11 protein-coding genes, 1 tRNA gene and 1 pseudogene are annotated in these 18,240 nt (G+C 69.4%); 10 read left to right on the top strand and 3 right to left on the bottom strand.

Features of this window, described 5'->3' with window-relative positions; all coding sequences use genetic code 11:
• Window positions 1–138: 138 nt before the first annotated feature.
• The 4 genes from GJ743_RS00435 (at window position 139) to GJ743_RS00420 (ending at window position 4,735) form a co-directional block, all read left to right on the top strand.
• Entirely contained in the window at window positions 139–1,560 is a 1,422-nt protein-coding gene (locus tag GJ743_RS00435; RefSeq protein ID WP_155049968.1) for a cation:dicarboxylate symporter family transporter, read from the top strand.
• A complete protein-coding gene (locus tag GJ743_RS00430; protein ID WP_155049967.1) occupies window positions 1,560–2,480 on the top strand; it encodes an HpcH/HpaI aldolase/citrate lyase family protein in 921 nt (306 codons plus the stop codon). Before GJ743_RS00435 ends, GJ743_RS00430 begins: the two co-directional genes overlap by 1 nt.
• 57 nt (window positions 2,481–2,537) lie before the next feature.
• Complete coding sequence (locus tag GJ743_RS00425; RefSeq protein ID WP_328288641.1) at window positions 2,538–3,332, top strand: ZIP family metal transporter; 795 nt, start codon at window positions 2,538–2,540, stop codon at window positions 3,330–3,332.
• Between the two features lie 260 nt (window positions 3,333–3,592).
• Window positions 3,593–4,735 (top strand): Fic family protein, encoded by a 1,143-nt coding sequence (locus GJ743_RS00420; RefSeq protein ID WP_328288640.1) that lies wholly within the window; start codon window positions 3,593–3,595, stop codon window positions 4,733–4,735.
• A gap of 66 nt (window positions 4,736–4,801) precedes the next feature.
• Here GJ743_RS00420 and GJ743_RS00415 read toward each other — a convergent pair.
• Window positions 4,802–4,883 (bottom strand) — tRNA-Leu (locus GJ743_RS00415).
• Between the two features lie 111 nt (window positions 4,884–4,994).
• Here GJ743_RS00415 and zwf point away from each other — a divergent pair.
• Window positions 4,995–6,398 (top strand): glucose-6-phosphate dehydrogenase, encoded by a 1,404-nt coding sequence (gene zwf, locus GJ743_RS00410; protein WP_155049965.1) that lies wholly within the window; start codon window positions 4,995–4,997, stop codon window positions 6,396–6,398.
• 87 nt (window positions 6,399–6,485) lie between these two features.
• On the opposite strand, the gene GJ743_RS00405 is transcribed toward zwf, so the two are convergent.
• Window positions 6,486–7,178 (bottom strand): hypothetical protein, encoded by a 693-nt coding sequence (locus tag GJ743_RS00405; RefSeq protein ID WP_155049964.1) that lies wholly within the window; start codon window positions 7,176–7,178, stop codon window positions 6,486–6,488.
• A 292-nt stretch (window positions 7,179–7,470) separates the two neighbouring features.
• On the opposite strand from GJ743_RS00405, the gene GJ743_RS00400 reads away from it, so the two are divergent.
• The 5 genes and pseudogenes from GJ743_RS00400 to GJ743_RS00380 all read left to right on the top strand — a co-directional run.
• Window positions 7,471–9,741, top strand: coding sequence for a PAS domain S-box protein (locus GJ743_RS00400; protein ID WP_155049963.1), 2,271 nt, complete (start codon window positions 7,471–7,473; stop codon window positions 9,739–9,741).
• 3 nt (window positions 9,742–9,744) lie between these two features.
• Complete coding sequence (locus GJ743_RS00395) at window positions 9,745–11,406, top strand: FAD-dependent oxidoreductase (protein ID WP_328288639.1); 1,662 nt, start codon at window positions 9,745–9,747, stop codon at window positions 11,404–11,406.
• Between the two features lie 473 nt (window positions 11,407–11,879).
• Window positions 11,880–12,830: a coiled-coil domain-containing protein gene (locus tag GJ743_RS00390; protein ID WP_155049962.1), complete on the top strand. Its 951-nt coding sequence runs from the start codon at window positions 11,880–11,882 to the stop codon at window positions 12,828–12,830.
• Window positions 12,831–12,909: 79 nt separating this feature from the next.
• Window positions 12,910–13,059 (top strand): hypothetical protein, encoded by a 150-nt coding sequence (locus GJ743_RS00385; protein ID WP_155049961.1) that lies wholly within the window; start codon window positions 12,910–12,912, stop codon window positions 13,057–13,059.
• A 62-nt stretch (window positions 13,060–13,121) separates the two neighbouring features.
• Window positions 13,122–13,991: pseudogene (locus GJ743_RS00380) on the top strand (CpaF family protein); the annotation flags it as partial.
• Window positions 13,992–14,776: 785 nt separating this feature from the next.
• Here the strand turns inward: GJ743_RS00380 and GJ743_RS00375 are convergent.
• A complete protein-coding gene (locus tag GJ743_RS00375) occupies window positions 14,777–18,043 on the bottom strand; it encodes an N-6 DNA methylase (protein WP_155049960.1) in 3,267 nt (1,088 codons plus the stop codon).
• Window positions 18,044–18,240 lie beyond the last annotated feature (197 nt).

Here is an 18,240-nt window from a genome sequence, read left to right as displayed (position 1 = left end):
GGGCGCAGCGGCCCCGCGCCGGTCGTGGTGCGAACAGTATGAACACAAGCGGACGCCGCGCCATCCGCTCGAACATGCTGGCCCGACATCCCGACTCGTCGCACCGGCGACGACCGACCATGGAAGGCAGGGACGGCAATGGCGCTCCAGTCTCGCATCGACGGCACCAGGCCTCGGAAGCGGATCGACCCCTCGCACTACCTCTACATCGCGGTGATCGTCGCGGTGCTCGCCGGCATCGTCGTGGGTCTCGCCGCCCCCGCGTTCGCAGTCGGCCTGAAGCCCATCGGCGACGCGTTCGTGCTCCTCATCAAGATGATGATCGCCCCGATCATCTTCTGCACCATCGTCCTCGGCGTCGGATCGATCGCGAAGGCCGCGACGGTCGGCAAGGTCGGCGGGCTCGCGCTGCTCTACTTCATCGTCATGTCGACCTTCGCGCTGGGCATCGGCCTCGTCGTCGGCAACCTCATCCACCCGGGCGAGGGCCTGAACATCGCGGGCGCTTCGTACGACGCCGGCGCGACCGAGGCGAAGACCACGCAGGAGTTCATCCTCGGCATCATCCCGACCTCGCTGCTGTCGTCGCTCGTCGACGGCAACATCCTGCAGGTGCTCTTCGTGGCGCTGCTCGTCGGCTTCGCGCTGCAGAAGATGGGCAAGAAGGGCACGCCGATCCTCGGGGCGATCCGCCAGATCCAGGCGCTCGTCTTCCGCATCCTCGCGATGATCATGTGGGTCGCCCCGATCGGCGCGTTCGGCGCGATCGCCGCGGTCGTCGGCAACACCGGCGTCGCCGCGATCTTCGCGCTCGGCACCCTCATGGTGGCCTTCTACATCACGTGCGCGCTGTTCATCGTGGTCGTGCTGGGATCGCTGCTCTGGGCGGTGGCGCGCGTCAACATCTTCCGCATGATGAAGTACCTGGGCCGCGAGTACCTGCTCATCGTCTCGACGTCGTCGAGCGAGGTCGTGCTGCCCCGCCTCATCGCGAAGATGGAGCACGCGGGCGTCTCGAAGCCGGTCGCGGGCATCACGATCCCCACGGGCTACTCGTTCAACCTCGACGGCACCGCGATCTACCTGACGATGGCGTCGCTCTTCATCGCGAGCGCCATGGGCACGCCGCTCTCGATCGGCGAGCAGGTCGGACTGCTGCTGTTCATGATGGTCGCCTCGAAGGGCGCCGCCGGCGTCACCGGTGCGGGCCTCGCGACGCTCGCCGGCGGCCTCCAGGCGCACCGACCCGACCTCGTCGACGGCGTGGGCGTCATCGTCGGCATCGACCGGTTCATGTCGGAGGCGCGGGCGCTGACGAACTTCACGGGCAACGCGGTCGCCACGCTCCTCGTCGGCACCTGGACCAGGGAACTCGATCGCGAGCAGCTGGCCGGCGTGCTCTCGGGGGAGCGGCCCTTCGACGAGACCACCATGAGCGTCGACGACCACCTCTCGCCCGACGAGCAGGCGGAGGTCGACCGCGAGCAGCGCCCCTCCACCGAGGCGATCGCCGCGATCGTGGGCGAGATCGAGGCCGAGAAGGCGGGGGTGCGCCGGTGATGCCGGTCGGCCCGGAGACGTCGGGCGTCGTCGAGGCGGGTCGCACCGCGTCGGCGGCGCCCGCCGCCCTGCCCGCGACCGTCGATCCGTCGGTCGCTCGCTCGTGGCTGCTCGTGCCGGGATCGGCCGACGGCCTCGCGCACCGCATCGCGGCATCCGCAGCCGACGTGGTGGTGGTCGACCTTGAGGACGGCGTCGCCGCGGCCGACAAGCCGGCGGCCCGCGACGCGCTCGCCGAGGCGGTCGGTTCCGGGCTGCGGCCGTGGGTGCGCATCGCGGACGTCGCCAGCGACCATTGGAGCGCGGATGTCGCGCTGCTGCGGGAGTGCGGCCCGGTCGCGGGCGTCGTGCTCGCGAAGGTCGAGTCGGATCGCGACGTGCGGACCCTGCACGACGCCCTGGGCGGTGCGCTGCCGCTCGTCGCCCTCGTCGAGAGCGCCAGGGGGATCGAGGCGGCCCTCGAGATCGCCGAGGCCCCGGGCGTCACCCGGCTCGCGTTCGGCAGCGGCGATTTCCGCCGCGACACGGGCGCGGCCGACGATCCGCTCGCGCTGCTGTTCGCCCGCTCACGGCTCGTCTGCGCGAGTCGCGCGGCCGGTCTGCCCGGGCCCGTCGACGGCCCCACGGTCCCGCGGGATCCGGCGACGCTCGCCGAGGCGTCGCGGCACGCGGCATCCGTCGGCATGACCGGCCGGCTGTGCCTCCGCGAGGAGCAGGTCGCCACCGTCAACGCGGCGCTCAGCCCCTCGGCGGTCGAGCTCGCGTGGGCCCGCGACGTGCTCGAGACCCTCGAGCGGCACGGCATCCGCGACGGCAGCGACCTGCCGCGCATCGCCCGCGCGGAGGCGCTGCTCGGCGCGGCCGAGGTCTTCGGCCTCGACGCGGATGCTGCGGGTCGGCACCGGTCGGACTACGCCTGAGCGCTCGGACGCGTCAATCCCCTTCACCGGGCGCGGCATCCGGCCGAGACTTGGCGCGTGGTGACGGCACTCTGGTTCGGGATCGTGGCCTCCAGCGCGCTCGTGATCGGCGCGGTCGTCGGCGCGCGGGTCCGCCTGCCGAAGCGCGTGCTCGCGATCCTGCTGTCGTTCGCCGCCGGCGCACTCATCACCGCACTCGCCTTCGAACTCTTCGAGGACGCGTACGAGCGCGGCGGGATCGTCCGGGCGGCACTCGGCCTCCTCGTCGGCGCGATCGTCTTCGCAGTCCTGAGCGCGCTCCTCGATCGCTGGGCGCAGCCGGGGCGGCAGGCGCGGCCGGCCGACGAGGTCGAGGGGAGCGTCAAGCTCGACACGGATGCCGCGGCATCCGATCGGCCGGCCTCGGCCGCGACCACCCGCGGGGCCGCGGGCCTCGCGCTCCTCGCAGCGGTGACCCTCGACGGCGTGCCCGAGAACCTCGCGCTCGGCGTCTCCCTCGGCGAGGCCGGGACCGGCGGGTTCGCGCTCCTGGCGGCGATCTTCGTGTCGAACCTGCCCGAATCGCTGGTGGGTGCGTCGTCGATGCGCAGCCAGGGGCGGTCGACCCGGAGCATCGTGCTCCTGTGGAGCGCCTGCGCCGCCCTCCTCGTGCTCGCCGTCGTGATCGGGGCGGGACCGCTCGCGAACGCCGACCCCGAGACGATCTCGCTGCCGCTCGCGTTCGCCGCCGGCGCCGTGATCGCGTCGCTCGCCGACACGCTCATGCCCGAGGCGTACGAGCACGGTGGCCCGGCGGTGGCGCTCAGCACGGCCGCGGGATTCGTGCTCTCGTTCGTGCTGTCCCTCGCGTGAGGCGACGAGGCGCAGCAGAGTCGACCCACAGGCGGACATATCTATTTTAGATGGTATAAAGTAAATATTATCCCTCCCTCGTCGACGTTTGGAGATGTCTCATGGCTCACTACGTCGATCTGCTCTGGAACCCCGAAGACGCGTCGCACCTCGGTCGAAGGGACCGCGCTCCGGGCCGGTACGAGGCCTACGTTCCCGATGATCTCGGCGAGGAGCTTCCTGCAGTCGGTCGGGATGCGCAGCGGGCCGCGGAGGATGCGGTGGCCGTGCTCGCTCGCGCCGATGAGCGCATCGGTGACCGAGGCGGATACCTGAACCATCTGCTGATCCGTTCCGAGAGCATCTCCTCGTCATGGATCGAGGGGAATCGCATCAGCCCGAAGAAGCTCGCCATCGCCGAGTTGCTCGACCACAGCAGGGGCGGTGGGGTCGGCGCTCGCGTGGCGCTGGACGTCATCGCGAACGTGCGCGCAACCGAAGAGGCCATCGCCGAACTGGGCGACCGCGAGCGCGCCCGCGATGTCACGACGGCGGATATCGAGCGCTTGCAGCACATCATCGAGCCGAGGCTCGAGCCAGGCCTGCGGACAGAGCAGAACTGGGTCGGCGGGCCGGGGTGGAGCCCGCTCCGTGCGGACTTCGTTCCTCCGCCCGAGACCGAGGTGCGTCGCCTGGTCGACGATCTCGCGCGCTTCGTCACCGCAACCTCGGGCAACCCCGTCGTGCGCGCGGCGGTCGCGCATGCGCAGTTCGAGACGATCCACCCCTTCATCGACGGCAATGGCCGCACGGGCAGGGCACTGATCCACACCGTGCTTCGTCGCGCCGACGCACTCCGGAACTCGCTCATCCCCATCAGCACGGTGTTCGCCGGCGACACGGATCGCTACATCGCCGGACTCACCGCGTACCGGGAGATCCCGTCGCGTCTGGACGACTGGGTCATCGGCTTCGCGGAGGCCGCCGAGCTGGCAGCGGGCAACGCGGTCATGCTCGCTGCGGACATCGGAGCGCTCGACCAGAAGGTGCGCGAGCACCTGGTCCGATTCCGTAGGGAACAGGGCATCACGCCCGCGAATCCGCGGAGCGATGCGGTGGTGCTGAAGATCCTGCAGGCGCTGCCCACGGAGCCGGTCCTGACCATCGAGAAGGTCGCTGCTCGGCACCAGGTGTCGACGGCTGCCGCACATCGCGCGCTCATCCAGCTCGCCGACGCGGGCATCCTCGGTCGCACCAAGAACCAGAAGGGCAAGCTGATCTGCTGGACGGCTGACCAGCACCTGGCGCTGGTCAGCCTGACCGAGCGCAGCAACCGCATCGGATCGGGAGACACGGGCCACGGCGGCCCTCGACTGGGGCCGCCGGCGCCTGAAGTCCGGCAGGTCGGCGTGCTGCGACCGTAGGGCCGAGCGAGTCGCGTCGCGTCGAGCCGAGCCCAGCCCAGCCCAGCCCCGCCGAGTCCGGTCCAGTGCGGAAGGAGGGACTTGAACCCTCACGCCCGAAGGCACAGGAACCTAAATCCTGCGTGTCTGCCGATTTCACCACTCCCGCGAGTGCCCGTTCAGTCTAGGCGGCGGCGAGGCGCCGACCCGGCACGAGGCGCCGGGCGCCCGTGGCATCCGCCCCTTGTCGTCATCGGCGCGCTCGGCCAGACTGCCGCCCATGGGGGCAACGGATGACACGACCGCGCGCCGCGACGTCCTGGTGATCTTCGGCATCACGGGCGACCTCGCCCGCGTGATGACCTTCCGATCGCTGTACCGGCTCGAGCGACGTGGCCTGCTCGACTGTCCGATCGTGGGCGTCGCGTTCGAGGACTGGACGATGGACCGGCTCGCCGACCGGGCACGCGAGAGCATCGCGGCGACCGGCGAGGAGATCGACGAGTCGGTGTTCGGGCGCCTGATGCACCGGATGTCGTACGTGCACGGCGACTTCGGCAAGCCCGAGACGTACGACGGCGTGAAGCAGGCGATGGGCGGGGCGGAGCATCCGCTCTTCTACCTCGAGGTGCCGCCGAACCTGTTCGCAACCGTCGTGAAGGGCGTCGCGGGCGGCGGCCTGGCGACGAACGCGCGGTTCGTGATCGAGAAGCCGTTCGGGCACGACCGCGCGTCGGCGACGGCGCTCGCCGCCGAGCTGCACTCGGTCGTCGACGAGTCGCAGCTGCTGCGCGTCGACCACTACCTCGGCAAGGTCGGGCTCGAGGAGATCCCGTTCCTGCGCTTCGCGAACACGCTCCTCGCGCCGACGTGGAACCGCGACCACATCGATCACGTGCAGATCTCGATGACCGAGGCGTTCGGCGTCGACGATCGGGGACACTTCTACGATCCGGTCGGAGCACTCCGCGACGTCGTCGTGAACCACCTGCTGCAGGTCGTCGTCGCGGTCGCGATGGAGGCGCCGGAGCCCGGGGACCGAGCCTCGATCGGTCGACGACGCACCGAGCTGCTGCGGCAGGTCGCGCCGGCCGATCCGGCCCGCTACGTCCGCGGTCAGTACCGCGGCTACCGCGAGGTCGACGGGGTGGCCGACGACTCCACGACCGAGACGTTCGCCGCGCTCGAGCTCCGGATCGACAATCCGCGATGGTCGGGCGTGCCGTTCTTCATCCGCACCGGCAAGAAGCTCCGCGCGACCGAGACCGAGGTGCGCATCGTCTACCGCGACGCTCCGTCGCTCGGGTTCGGCCTGCGCGGCGACCACCCGCCGTCGAACGAACTGGTCGTCCGGCTCGGTCCGACCTTCGGGGTCCGGGTCGCGCTCGCGGCTCAGCGGGTGGATACCGCGAGACCCGAGCTCGCCGAGCTCGACGTCGGATTCGCGGCGAAGCCGGGGGAGGTGCCGACGCCCTACGAGGTGCTGTTCGAGGCGGCACTCGCGGGTGGCGGGATGCGATTCGCCAGCCAGGGGACGATCGACGCCGAGTGGGCGGTCATCCAACCCCTGCTCGACGCGCCGCCCGAGGTGCAGGCGTACGAGCCCGGCACCTGGGGTCCTGCGGCGGCCGAGGCGCTCATGGGCGAGCGGGGCGGATGGCGCGAGCCCTGGATCGACGGCTGAGGCCCGGCGGTCGCTCGGCCGTCGGCCCGACTGCTGCGCTCGCCCGCGCCCGCGCCCGCGCCCGCTGCCGCGGCCTGCCCGCGGCGCTCAGCGCGCCACGCCGTCGCCGTGGTCGGCGAACCGCTGGACGAGCTGCGCCTTCCGTCGGATGGCCTGCTCGTCGGTCGGCAGGTCCCAGATGATCACGTGGTCGTCGGGCCCGACCGTCTCGGTGCCCATCGAGGTCACGATCTCGATCTCGTCGTGCTCCACGCCGAAGAGGTCGGCGCCCGTGCGGGCGCCCCAGCGCACGATCGTCCCGAGGGGTTCCCCGTCGGGACGCGCGAGCACGTGGCCGACGTGCTGCGGGCCGAGGCTGCGCGCCGAGAGCCGCCGGAGCGGTCGGGGCTCACCGCCCGTCGGATTCGGCCAGCACATCCGACACGAGCGCACGCCCGAGAGGTCGCGCGCGGCCTGCCTGGTGATCAACGTCGGCATCGGGAGGCGATACGCCGGGTTCGACGCGAGGCGCCGCCGGTGCGGTTCGGTCCACTTGGAGCTGCGGTCCAGGTGCGATTCGATCGAGGCGCACTCCAGCCGGTGCAGCATGTGCTCGCGTGAGGAGGCACCGCGCGTCACGGCGAACTCGGCGCCCGAGGCGAAGCCGCGTCGGAGCTCAGCGTCCTCCTCCTCGACGATTCGCGCGACGAGGTCGTCGACGGCCTCCGGTCGGTACGCGACGTCGTCGCCGGTCCGGGCGGCTGCGGCCTCCGGCGTGCGTGCAGGTTCGGGTCCGGTCATTCGCGTTCGCTCCGTTCTCGGCGCCCCCCGCGGCCGTGTCTCGTGGCCGAATGTAGTCAGGCATCGCGGTCGGAAGCGCGGCGACGCGCTGGCGTGTCGGAGCGGTGGCACCCGAATGCGGGGTCCGTACGCCCGGGCGGAGGCCGCGGCGTCGCTCCTCGTCACGTCGCTGGTCTCGACGCCCGCCCTGAGCCCGGCCCCGGACGGGGGGCAGTCCGCGGCCCGCTCGCGTCGATAGGGTGGCCGGACAGGACCAGGCGACGACGACGCGGACGACGGGGAGGTGGACTCCGTGGCCCAGCTCGGCTCGATCCTCGTGATCTCCGACGACGCGGAGGCGGTCGCCGAGCTCCGCGGCATCCTCGAGGAGGACCGCTACACGGTGATCACCGCGGAGGGCGACCCGGCCCGCGCGCACGCCGCGCTCACGACTGGACCCGACCTCATCGTGCTCGACGCCGGACTCCGGCGTGCCGATGCGTTCGCGCTCGCGGCGGAGCTGCACCGAGCCGACGAGACGCACGACCTGCCCGTCATCCTCATGGCCGCCGACGCCGACGTCGAGACGCGCGTGCGCGGGCTCGAGGCCGGCGACGACCTCATCGGCATCCCGTTCGACGCGCGCGAGGTGCTCGCCCGCATCGAGCGCCAGGTCACGGTGTCGAAGGTGCGGATGGCGCTGCGCGAGTCCGAGGCGAAGTTCCGCTCCGTCATGGAGTCGGCGATCGACGCGATCATCTCAGCGGATGCGGAAGGGATCATCCGAAGCTGGAACAGCGCAGCCACGGCGCTGTTCGGCCACACCGAGTCCGAGGCGATCGGGCAACGGCTCGAACTCGTGATCCCCGAGCGGTTCCGCGACCTGCACCGCACCGGCATCCACCGCGTCAGCACCGGCGGCGAGACCCACGTCATCGGCTCGACCGTCGAGCTCGCCGCCATCCGCAGCGACGGATCGGAGTTCCCGATCGAGCTCTCGCTCGCGACGTGGTTCCTCGATGAGGACCGCTACTACACGGGCATCATCCGCGACATCAGCGAACGCAAGCAGGCCGAGCAGAAGTTCCGGTCGGTCACCGAGTCGGCGATCGACGCGATCATCTCGGCCGACCACACGGGCCGCATCATGTCGTGGAACTCGGCGGCCACGAGGATCCTCGGCTACACCGAGGAGGAGGCCGTCGGGCAGCAGCTCGAGCTCGTCATCCCGCCGGAGTTCCGCGAACTGCACCGCACGGGCATCAAGCGCTACACCGAGACCGGCGAGGCGCACGTGATCGGCACCACGGTCGAGCTCTCCGCGATCACCAAGTCGGGCGAGCAGATCCCGATCGAGCTCTCGCTGTCGACGTGGACGGTGCACGAGGACCGCTACTACACGGGCATCATCCGCGACATCGGCGAGCGCAAGGCGGCCGAGGAGGCGCTGCGGCAGAGCGAGCAGCAGCTGCGGGAGCGCACCGAGGAACTGCGTGGCAAGAACTCGGTGCTCGAGCGGACGCTCGAGCAGATCGGCCAGATGCAGGACCAGCTGATCCTGCAGGAGAAGATGGCGTCGCTCGGCAAGCTGAGCGCCGGCATGGCGCACGAACTCAACAACCCGGCCTCCGCCGCGCAGCGCGGAGCGTCGCAGGCGCTGGCGGTGTTCGCGAAGCTGCAGGAGGCGCAGCTCCAACTCGGGCGCCTCGGGCTCTACGGCTCGAAGCTCGAGCACCTCCGCGAACTCGATCGGATGGCGGTCGAGCGCGCCGACCAGCCGGTCGAGTTCGGGGCGCTCGAGCGCAGCGACCGCGAGGCCGCGGCCGAGGACTGGCTCGACGCGCACGGCGTCTCCGATGCGGGGGAGCTCGCGCCCGCCGTCGTCAGCCTCGGACTCTCGGTCGACGACCTCGACGGCCTCGCCGCGACGTTCGACGGCGAGGAGGCCTCGATCGTCATCGAGTGGCTGGGCCTGAAGTTCCTGATCTACACCCTGCTCTCGGAGGTGGCGGTCGGCACGACGCGCATCGTCGACCTCGTGAAGGCGCTGAAGACCTACACGTACATGGACCAGACCCCCGTGCAGGACGTCGACGTGCGGCGCGGGCTCGACAACACGCTGATCATCCTGCACAACAAGCTCAAGGGCGGCGTGCACGTGGTCCGCGACTACGACACCGACCTGCCCGTGATCCAGGCCTACGCGAGCGAACTCAACCAGGTGTGGACGAACCTCATCGACAACGCGATCGACGCGATGGGCGGTCGCGGCACGCTGACGGTACGCGCCCGACGCGTCGGCGACGTGGTCGAGGTGCAGATCGAGGACGACGGCCCCGGGATCCCGCCCGAGAACATGGTCGTGCTCTTCGACCCGTTCTTCACGACGAAGCCGGTCGGCGAGGGCACGGGGCTCGGCCTGCCGATCTCACGGAACATCGTCGTGAAGAAGCACCACGGCGACATGACGGTCGAATCCGAGCCCGGCCGGACGTGCTTCACCGTGCGCCTGCCGATCGACTCGACGCCGGGCGACGGCGTGGGTTACGCACCGGGCGAAGGCCCGGGCGACGGGGAGGGCTGACCGGTGGCCAAGCCCGTGATCATGACCGTCGACGACGAGCCGCAGGTGCTCAACGCGATCGCCCGAGACCTGCAGTCGCGCTACCGCGACGACTACCGGATCGTGAAGGCGGCGTCGGGACAGGAGGGGCTCGACGCCGTGGGGGAGTACCTGAAACGCGGCACGCCGGTCGCGCTCTTCCTCGTCGACCAGCGGATGCCCGGGATGACGGGCACCGAGTTTCTCGAGCAGGCGCTGAAGCGCGTACCCGACGCCAAGCGCGTGCTGCTCACGGCATACGCCGACACGAGTGCCGCGATCACGAGCATCAACGCGCTCGACCTCGACTACTACCTGCTGAAGCCGTGGGATCCGCCGGAGGAGCGGCTCTACCCGGTGATCGACGACCTGCTCGACGACTGGCGCGCCTCGTCACCGCCCGTGTACGAGGGCATCCGCGTCGCCGGCACGCTCTGGTCGCCGACGACGCACGCCGTGAAGGACTTCCTCGCGCGCAGCCAGATCCCGTACCAGTGGCTCGACATCGAGAAGAACGAGGGCGCCCGCGAGCTCGTCGAGGCCGCCACGAGCGGTGCCCGCAGGCTGCCCGTCGTCTTCCTCCCCGACGGCACGACGCTGTTCTGCCCCGATCTGCACGAGCTCGCCGAGCGCATCGGCCTGCGGGCGCCCGCGCAGCAGCCGTTCTACGACCTGGTCGTCGTCGGCGCCGGCCCCGCCGGGCTCGCCGCCGCCGTCTACGGCGCCTCCGAGGGCCTGCGCACCGTGGTCGTCGAGCGCGAGGTGCCCGGCGGCCAGGCCGGGACGAGCTCGCGCATCGAGAACTACCTCGGCTTCCCGAACGGCATCAGCGGCGCCGACCTCGCGCGGCGCGCGGTGACGCAGGCGAAGCGGCTCGGCGCCGAGATCATGAGCCCGCAGGCGGTCACCGGCATCCGACTCGAGGACTCGTACAAGATCCTCACGCTCGACGACGGCAGCGAGCTGCGGTGCCGTGCGCTCGTGCTCGCGACCGGCGTGTCGGCGCGCACGCTCGGCGTGCCCGGCGAGGAACGGCTGCTCGGGGCATCCGTCTACTACGGCGCGGCGGCCTCAGAAGCGGTGGCGTACAGCGGATGCCGCGTGGCCGTCGTCGGCGGCGCGAACTCGGCCGGCCAGGGCGCGATGTTCCTGTCGCGGTATGCGGCCGAGGTCACGATCCTCGTGCGCGGCGACGGGCTCGAGTCATCGATGTCGCGCTACCTCATCGACCAGATCGAGGCGGCGCCGAACATCACGGTGCGCCCGCGCTCGCGCGTGGTCGCGCTGACCGGCGAGGACCACCTCGAGTCGGTGACCGTGAGCGACATGGCGACCGGCGGCGAGGAGGAACTGCCGGCCGACGCGATGTTCGTCTTCATCGGCGCGGTGCCCGGCACCGACCTCGTGCGCGACCTCGTCGAACTCGACGATCACGGGTTCGTGCTGACCGGACAGGACCTCGTGCACGACGGCCGCCGACCTCGGGAGTGGGCGCCGAAGCGCGATCCGTTCCCGCAGGAGGCGAGCGTGCCCGGCATCTTCGCCGCCGGCGACGTGCGGCACGACGTGATGCGCCGCGTCGCGTCGGCGGTGGGGCAGGGCTCGGTCGCGGTGAGCCTCGTGCACAAGTACCTCGAGACGGTCTGAGGCGCCGCGGCCGGGCTCCTCTGAGTTCGCAGGATGACGCGGCGCACGCGCCCTCAGCAGCGGTCATGACGCGTTTCGTCCTGCGAACTGGCGCGACGATCGCGCTCGATCGGCTCGCACGGCGCTGCGGTGGATCGAGTTCGCAGGATGAGAGGGCGGATGCCCCCGTGTGCGGGTGGATGACGCGTCTCATCCTGCGAACCGGCGCGGCCGTGCCGGCCGGCGAGGACGGGGTGCGTGGTCGGTGGATCGAGTTCGCAGGATGAGAGGGCGGATGCCTCGGTGTGCGGGTGGATGACGCGTCTCATCCTGCGAACCGGCGCGGCGGTGCCGGGCGCCGAGGACGGGGTGCGTGGTCGGTGGATCGGGTTCGCAGGATGAGAGGGCGGATGCCCCCGTGTGCAGGCGGATGACGCGTCTCATCCTGCGAACTCCTCCGCCGCCGACCGCGACCGCCGCGCCATGATGGAGGCATGGCGACCGACCCGGTGGCGGAGGCGGCCGACGCGCTCTACGCGCTCGTGCCCGAGGAGTTCACGGCGGCGCGCAACGAACGCGCCGTCGACGCGCGCGCCGCGGGCGGCGCGACGCTCGCCAAGCAGATCGGCGCGCTGCGCCGCCCCTCGCCGTCGGCGTGGATCGTGAACCGCCTCGCGCGCGAGGAGCCCGACCGCGTGGGCGACCTCGTGGGCCTCGGCGGCGAGCTCGCCGACGCGCAGGCCGCGGGCGACGGACGCGCACTCGGCGCACTGGTCGCCGAGCGGCGCGAGCTCATCGCCGACCTCATGCGCCTCGCATCGGGTTTGGCGGATGCCGCGGACCGCTCGCCCTCGCGGGCCGTGCTCGACGAGGTCGAGCAGACCCTGGTCGCCGCGAGCGTGTCCGCGGAGGCGGGCGCCGCCGTCGCGAGCGGCCGGCTGGTGCGCGCGCTCCGCGCGGTCGGCATCGAGGTCGATCTCGCCGGTGCCGTCGGGGGCGGCGAGCCCGGCCCGCCGCGCCGCCTCGGGAAGCGCCCGGCCGAGCGGGTCGACACGCGAGCGGCGAAGCGCGAGGGGCGAGCGGATGCCGCCTCCCGCGGCGCTGCGCGCGACACCGCCGCCGACCGAGCCGCCGAGGCCGCCCGCCGGGAACGCGAACGGCTCGATGAGACCCTGCGGCAGGCGCGCGAGCGCGCCGACGACGATGAGCACGCGCTCGCCGAGGCATCCGCTCGCCTCGAGGCCGCCGTGCGCCGGTTCGACGACCTCGAGACCGAGCGCGACGAGCTCGAGCGGCGCCTGTCGGAGGTGCGCGACGAGCTCCGCCCGGCCGAGCGCGAGCTGCGGATCGCGACCCGCGCGCGCGAGTCGGCGGCCGCGGAGGCCGCACGTTCGGCCCGCGCCCGCGACGAAGCGGAGGCCGCGCTCGACGACCTCGACGGCTGAGCCGATCCGACCGTGCGGCGTGCCGCACGGGGGAGTAGCCTGAGGCCCGGTTCCCCTGACCCGGAGACGGGAGTGGGCCATGGCCGAGAAGAACTGGGAGTGCCGGATCGGCATCCACAAGTGGGTGCTGCAGCACGAACCGGAGACCGGCGACGGCTACTACGAGTGCGCCCGCTGCGGGAAGGTCCGTTCGCCGGACGGATACATCCCGCCCGTGTTCGACGGCTGACGGCGCGGCGGCGACGGAGCGGTGTGGATAACTGAGCGGGCGATCCGCTCCGCTTCTCCATGATGGGAGCCATGTCCGACCCCGTGCGCACCATCGCCGAGCGGGTGCGCGGGCGGGTGCTCCGCGAGGGCGTCGACCTCGCTCGCGACGAAGCGGTCGCGGCGCGGTTCGCCGCCGAAGAGGTGCGCCGGTACTCCGAGCGGGCGCTCGCCGGGGCGCACGCGCCGCTCGGCGACGAGCAGGCGGCTGCCCGAGAGGTCGTGGCATCCATCACCGGGTACGGACCGTTGCAGCCGTACTTCGACGACCCCACGATCGAGGAGATCTGGATCAACTCGCCGACCCGCGTGTTCGTGGCGCGCGGCGGCGTGGCCGAGCTCACCACGGTCGTGCTCTCCGATCGCGAGGTGCGCGACCTGGTCGAGCGGATGCTGCAGCACTCGGGCCGCAGGGTCGACCTCAGCTCGCCGTTCGTCGACGCGTCGCTGCCCGACGGCTCGCGCCTGCACGTCGCGATCCCCGATGTCACGCGGGCCCACTGGGCCGTGAACATCCGGAAGTTCCAGCAGCGCATCCGCTCGCTGCAGCAGCTCGTCGAGCTCGGCTCGATGACCCGCCCGGCGGCCGAGTTCCTGCGGATGAGCGTGCTCGCGGGCGCCAACATGCTCGTCTCCGGTGCAACGCACACGGGCTAGACGACGATGCTCAACGCCCTGCTCGCGGCGACGCGCACGGGCGAGCGGGTCGTCACCGTCGAGGAGACGTTCGAGCTCGACCTCGACGTGCGCGACCTGGTCGCGATGCAGTGCCGCCAGCCGAACCTCGAGGGGTCGGGTGAGATCACCCTGCGGAGGCTCGTCAAGGAGGCACTGCGGATGCGGCCTGATCGGCTCGTCGTGGGCGAGGTGCGCGAGGCCGAGAGCCTCGACCTGTCAACAAGGTCTGGCAGCAGCATGCGACTATCACCGGGCAACGGCGAATCGGCGCCCAGGTTGACCTCCGCCTCACCCCCATTCAGGTCAAGTTCGAATACGGGTAGGGCAAGCCCGGCGGTCCGCACTTGTGCGGCGTGGCGAGCGAACCAATAACAGTCGACACCATCCGCTAAGTATCGACGTGTTCGCCTGAGGTACTCATCGGGTGTCTGTTGCGACCACTGCTCTTCAAGGGCCACCCGTCTATCGCCGTTCGTCGCGATGACATCGGCGATCCAAGTCCCTCTGCGGGCATCACCTGCGGGACCGCCTTCCAGCCCGCCGCACTTGCCCCGCGGACGATTTCTCCTTTGGCCCTCGGATGCTCCGATGACTCGCCTCGATGCTCGACTCCACAGTGACTACCCGGCCAATGGGCGAAGAAATGGGTGCCGTACCTGCTGGTTTTCGCGATGGCACGTGCGCCGCACGGCAGCTGCAGATCCAAGCTCGAGCGGACGGTTTCCCCCGCCATCTCGCTGGTGAGCGGCGCAATGATCGGCTCGCCGTCACGCATCGCGAGGAGTGGCAACTGTGTCCTCCTTCCAAGTGCTCACTCGCTCATGCAGATCACGCTGGCAGTCGCAATCGCATCAGGACCAGTGGCGGGACTCAGACCCGGTCAGGCGTGAATCGCCGAGCGAAAGTCCTCGGGCGTCGGAGGGATCGATGTGAGAGGTCCCACCCGCTTGCTCGCCCTTCCGACCAAGCCGTCACTTGCCTGGCACCCATTTCTGCCTCAGTCAGTCGGTGCTGTGTCGCGCCAGGAGAGCGACGACCTTCTCATCGAGCGCTCGCGCCAAAGCTGGCCACGCATGTGGGTCGACCCTGCATTCTTCGCCGATAGCTGCGACCTCGCGATGAAGACCGATCGCTGGGTTGTACTGCTCGATAGCTAGCGCGTTGAGGGTGCTCGGCGCGATCGTGGTCGTTGAAGACCGGCGGGCAACTGTGCTTAGCGCTGGGCCTGAGTTCATGAATGCCGCGACGTAGTCCGCCTCGGCAAGCGAGGTGCATGCCAAGAAGTTGACCTTGTTGTTGGGATAACACGTGGTCCGCATACCAAGGCGCGTGTCCTCGGTTGGCTGATACACAGCGGCAGGAGGTCGCTTATTCGGTTCCATGTACCGGCTAACCACGAGGATCCGATCACGACTCATGTGCTTCCATGCCGTGCCCTGGATCCCCCAGGGATAGTCGTGATCAAGGCGCATGTCGTAGGCGCTCCTACCTTCGAGTTGTTGCAGATGCGGCTCGAAGTAGTCGTAGAGCCGCGGCGCCTTCCGGATCGCCTCGTTGCGGCTGAGAACTTGTGTCGGCCGTTGAGGATCGTGCGGAACGATGCAATAGAGCCCCGACGACTCCACGGCGAACGAGTTCACGTTTGCTCCTCGGACCAGCGGCCAAAGGTATTCAGCTTCGATCAACGTCTCGACCGATTCGAGGTGCTTGGTGTTCCGCCCGAGATCCGGGCGCGTCCTGATCCGAACCAGCCCGCCAGGGAAGGGAGCGTCGGACACAACTTCGCAGAAGTAGATACCGTCGGCGCCGCGGGAATGGAAACCCTGTCCCCATGTGTAGCGCTGGCCCTTGACCGGCCCGGCAGCGTCGATTTCCGACTCGTCGGCGACCGGCCGCCACTTCGATGCGATATCAGTCGGATCGACGGGCGCGAGCTGATGATGCTCCGTCCTGAGCCGAGTCTTCGCGGCCGCAAGCGGAAGTTCGACCGGCAGCGGCGTGCGAGCCTTGACACGCTCCCACTTACGCGCGTCGATCGGGAACGCAGCCTCCGACCCGGACCTCACGTAGAGCGCGATCGGGCGAGTCGCGGCATCGGGGAACGGATTGAGCTCGGAGAAGTCGTCGACGAACAGCGGTGCGAAGGGTTGTTCGTGGGTAGTACCGCGGCCCAATACGCACCTGCGAATTGCGCGGCCACCGGGCTCATTGATCAGCACGCCTTCTGGCAATAGGAGAGCGACAACCCCGGCTCGACAGTAAGTGGCGATGGCACGTGCCAGGAGGAGACTGCTGATGTCTCCCATCGGAGTCCCGCCGCCTCGGCGCTTCGACTGCCAAAGCCCCCATCTGGTCCACGTCGACTCAGAGCGGTCTCGCCACTCTAGGGGCAAGTTCTTCCATGAGATCCACGGCGGGTTGCCAATCACAACGTCAACAGGCTTCAAGACGCGCGGTGCGAACGACTGTTCGATGACGTGGGCCCATACACCGTCCCGACCCTCCAGATGAAGCGTTCGCAGCACGTCGTACAGCTCCACTGCCGCGTCAATCGCTCGATCCGCATCCTCGGCGGCGACCCCCATGGAAGGGAGCTCCGCGCGCAGTCTCCTCGCGAACGTGTCGTTGTCTCGGTTGTTCTGGATCGATGCATCTGCGATTCGAGCCAGGCCCGCGATAGCGGGAAGGGTTGCGAGCGACCGAGGCAGAGACACGTCGCCGATCACGAGCGGAATCGTCAGCTCAGCTTGGCCCTGATCGAGTCGGACCTGACCGCTTGGCTCCTCAGGTATGAGGATGCTGTCCGCTTGGAAGACATTGAACTGAATCACGGGTAGTTGATCAGCGAGGTCACCCATGGTGAGTAGAAGATTCACTCGCGCCATCAAGGGACTCACCGGGTTCACATCGAACCCCGTTACCGCGTCGACGGCAATCTGAGCAAGCTCAGCGGGGCTGGTCCCGCGTTCTTGGCCAGACAGAATGCATCTGCGCATCGCAGCGACCAGAAATGTGCCAGAGCCGCACGTGGGATCGAGATACCGCACGGCGCTCGCATCCGCCTGCTCGCTCAATGCAAGCGCGCGGTCGACCACCTGCTCTGCGATCCACTCGGGCGTGAAGAACTCGCCAAGACTTCTCCTCATTCCCCGAGGAACAACGCCGGTGTAGAAGTCCCGCAAGAGGTCGGAGCTAACACGAGAGGCGTGCGTTAGCCGCGCCCACGCCAACTCAGAAAATGAGACAACCAACGTTCGGATCGCCTTGGACAGACTCGGTTCGGCGTGGGTCGCCTCGGCATACCAGCCGAAGAGATCACCACCCATCATTCGTGGCGCACCCATGGCAGTTGCGAGAGCGCCTGATTCGAGACGGTCGAACGCCGTCCTGAACTCCAAATCGCTCAGTGAAGCCCATTGGGATGGGCGCTGCTCGGGCCTGCCTCGAGTAAGTGCCAAGGCCTCGGCCGCGATGAGCTTCGAACACAGCGCTACGTAGGTGTGCAACGTGAAGATGGTGTGCGCGTAGCCAATGTCCGGGATCACGTCGCTCAGCGGGCCAAGCGTTGCCTTTCGATCCTTCGGCCATCGCTCCGGATCCGCTCCGATGCCATATGACACCCCGGCTAGGGCGAGCCACTGTCGAAACAGAATGTCTGTCCGGCCATCGTCCGAGCGCTCGCTAAGCGAGCGTGCCAACTCCGCCAGCGTTGCGCGGCCCTGCGTCGTCGTTGGACCCAACTTGTTCATGAGTGTCTTGGGCGTGACCGGATCGAACGTGATGGTGTCGAGAAGGTCGAGGACCCGCTCTGAGGTCCCTTGGGAATTGGGTCGCCACTGGAAGAGTTCATCGTCGGTCGCGGGGAACAAGTCACTGTCTAGGGTCAAGCCGACGTCGGTGGAGTAAGAAGGATCCCGCAGGATTCCCCACATGCGACCATCCGTGACGAGTACTACATTGGCGCCGATGTTCTCGTCGCGCAGGTACCTCAGCGCCTGCTTCGCGTGCTGGCGCCTCTTGGAAAGAGTGTCAAGCTCACCTGGCGACTTGAACTCAATGAGCGTGGAACCGAGAAGCATGTCGAAGCGCCCGCTAGCCGAGGTGCCTTCGTGTCGAAGTGCCGATTGGTCCAGGCCCACGACTTCCATGCAGTACGGGGCAAGAACGGCGTACAGCCTGTGTCGAAGCTCCGCTTCGTTCGCGTGCTGCGCGCCCGCAGCATCTGCTACACGGCGCGCCCAATCTTCACGGGTGTACGTCAGCTGCATGCTTTGACTCTAGTGAGAGCCGACCGGCTGACTTGTGCGACACTCGACCAGAAGCTCCAGCATCTGCGTACGATGAACTCGCTCGACACGAGGGCCGGCCCGGGGAACCGCATCAGTGACTTGCGCACCACTCACGAAGGAGGTCACACAGGGCGTGCGTCGTGCTTGAGACCCTTCTCCAAAGCTCCGGCGCCTGA

This window comes from Agromyces bracchium, assembly GCF_009709675.1.
GTDB classification, from domain to species: Bacteria; Actinomycetota; Actinomycetes; order Actinomycetales; family Microbacteriaceae; genus Agromyces; species Agromyces bracchium.
Note: the sequence above shows the minus strand (reverse complement) of the source record. Positions and strands in the feature narration are given on the sequence as shown.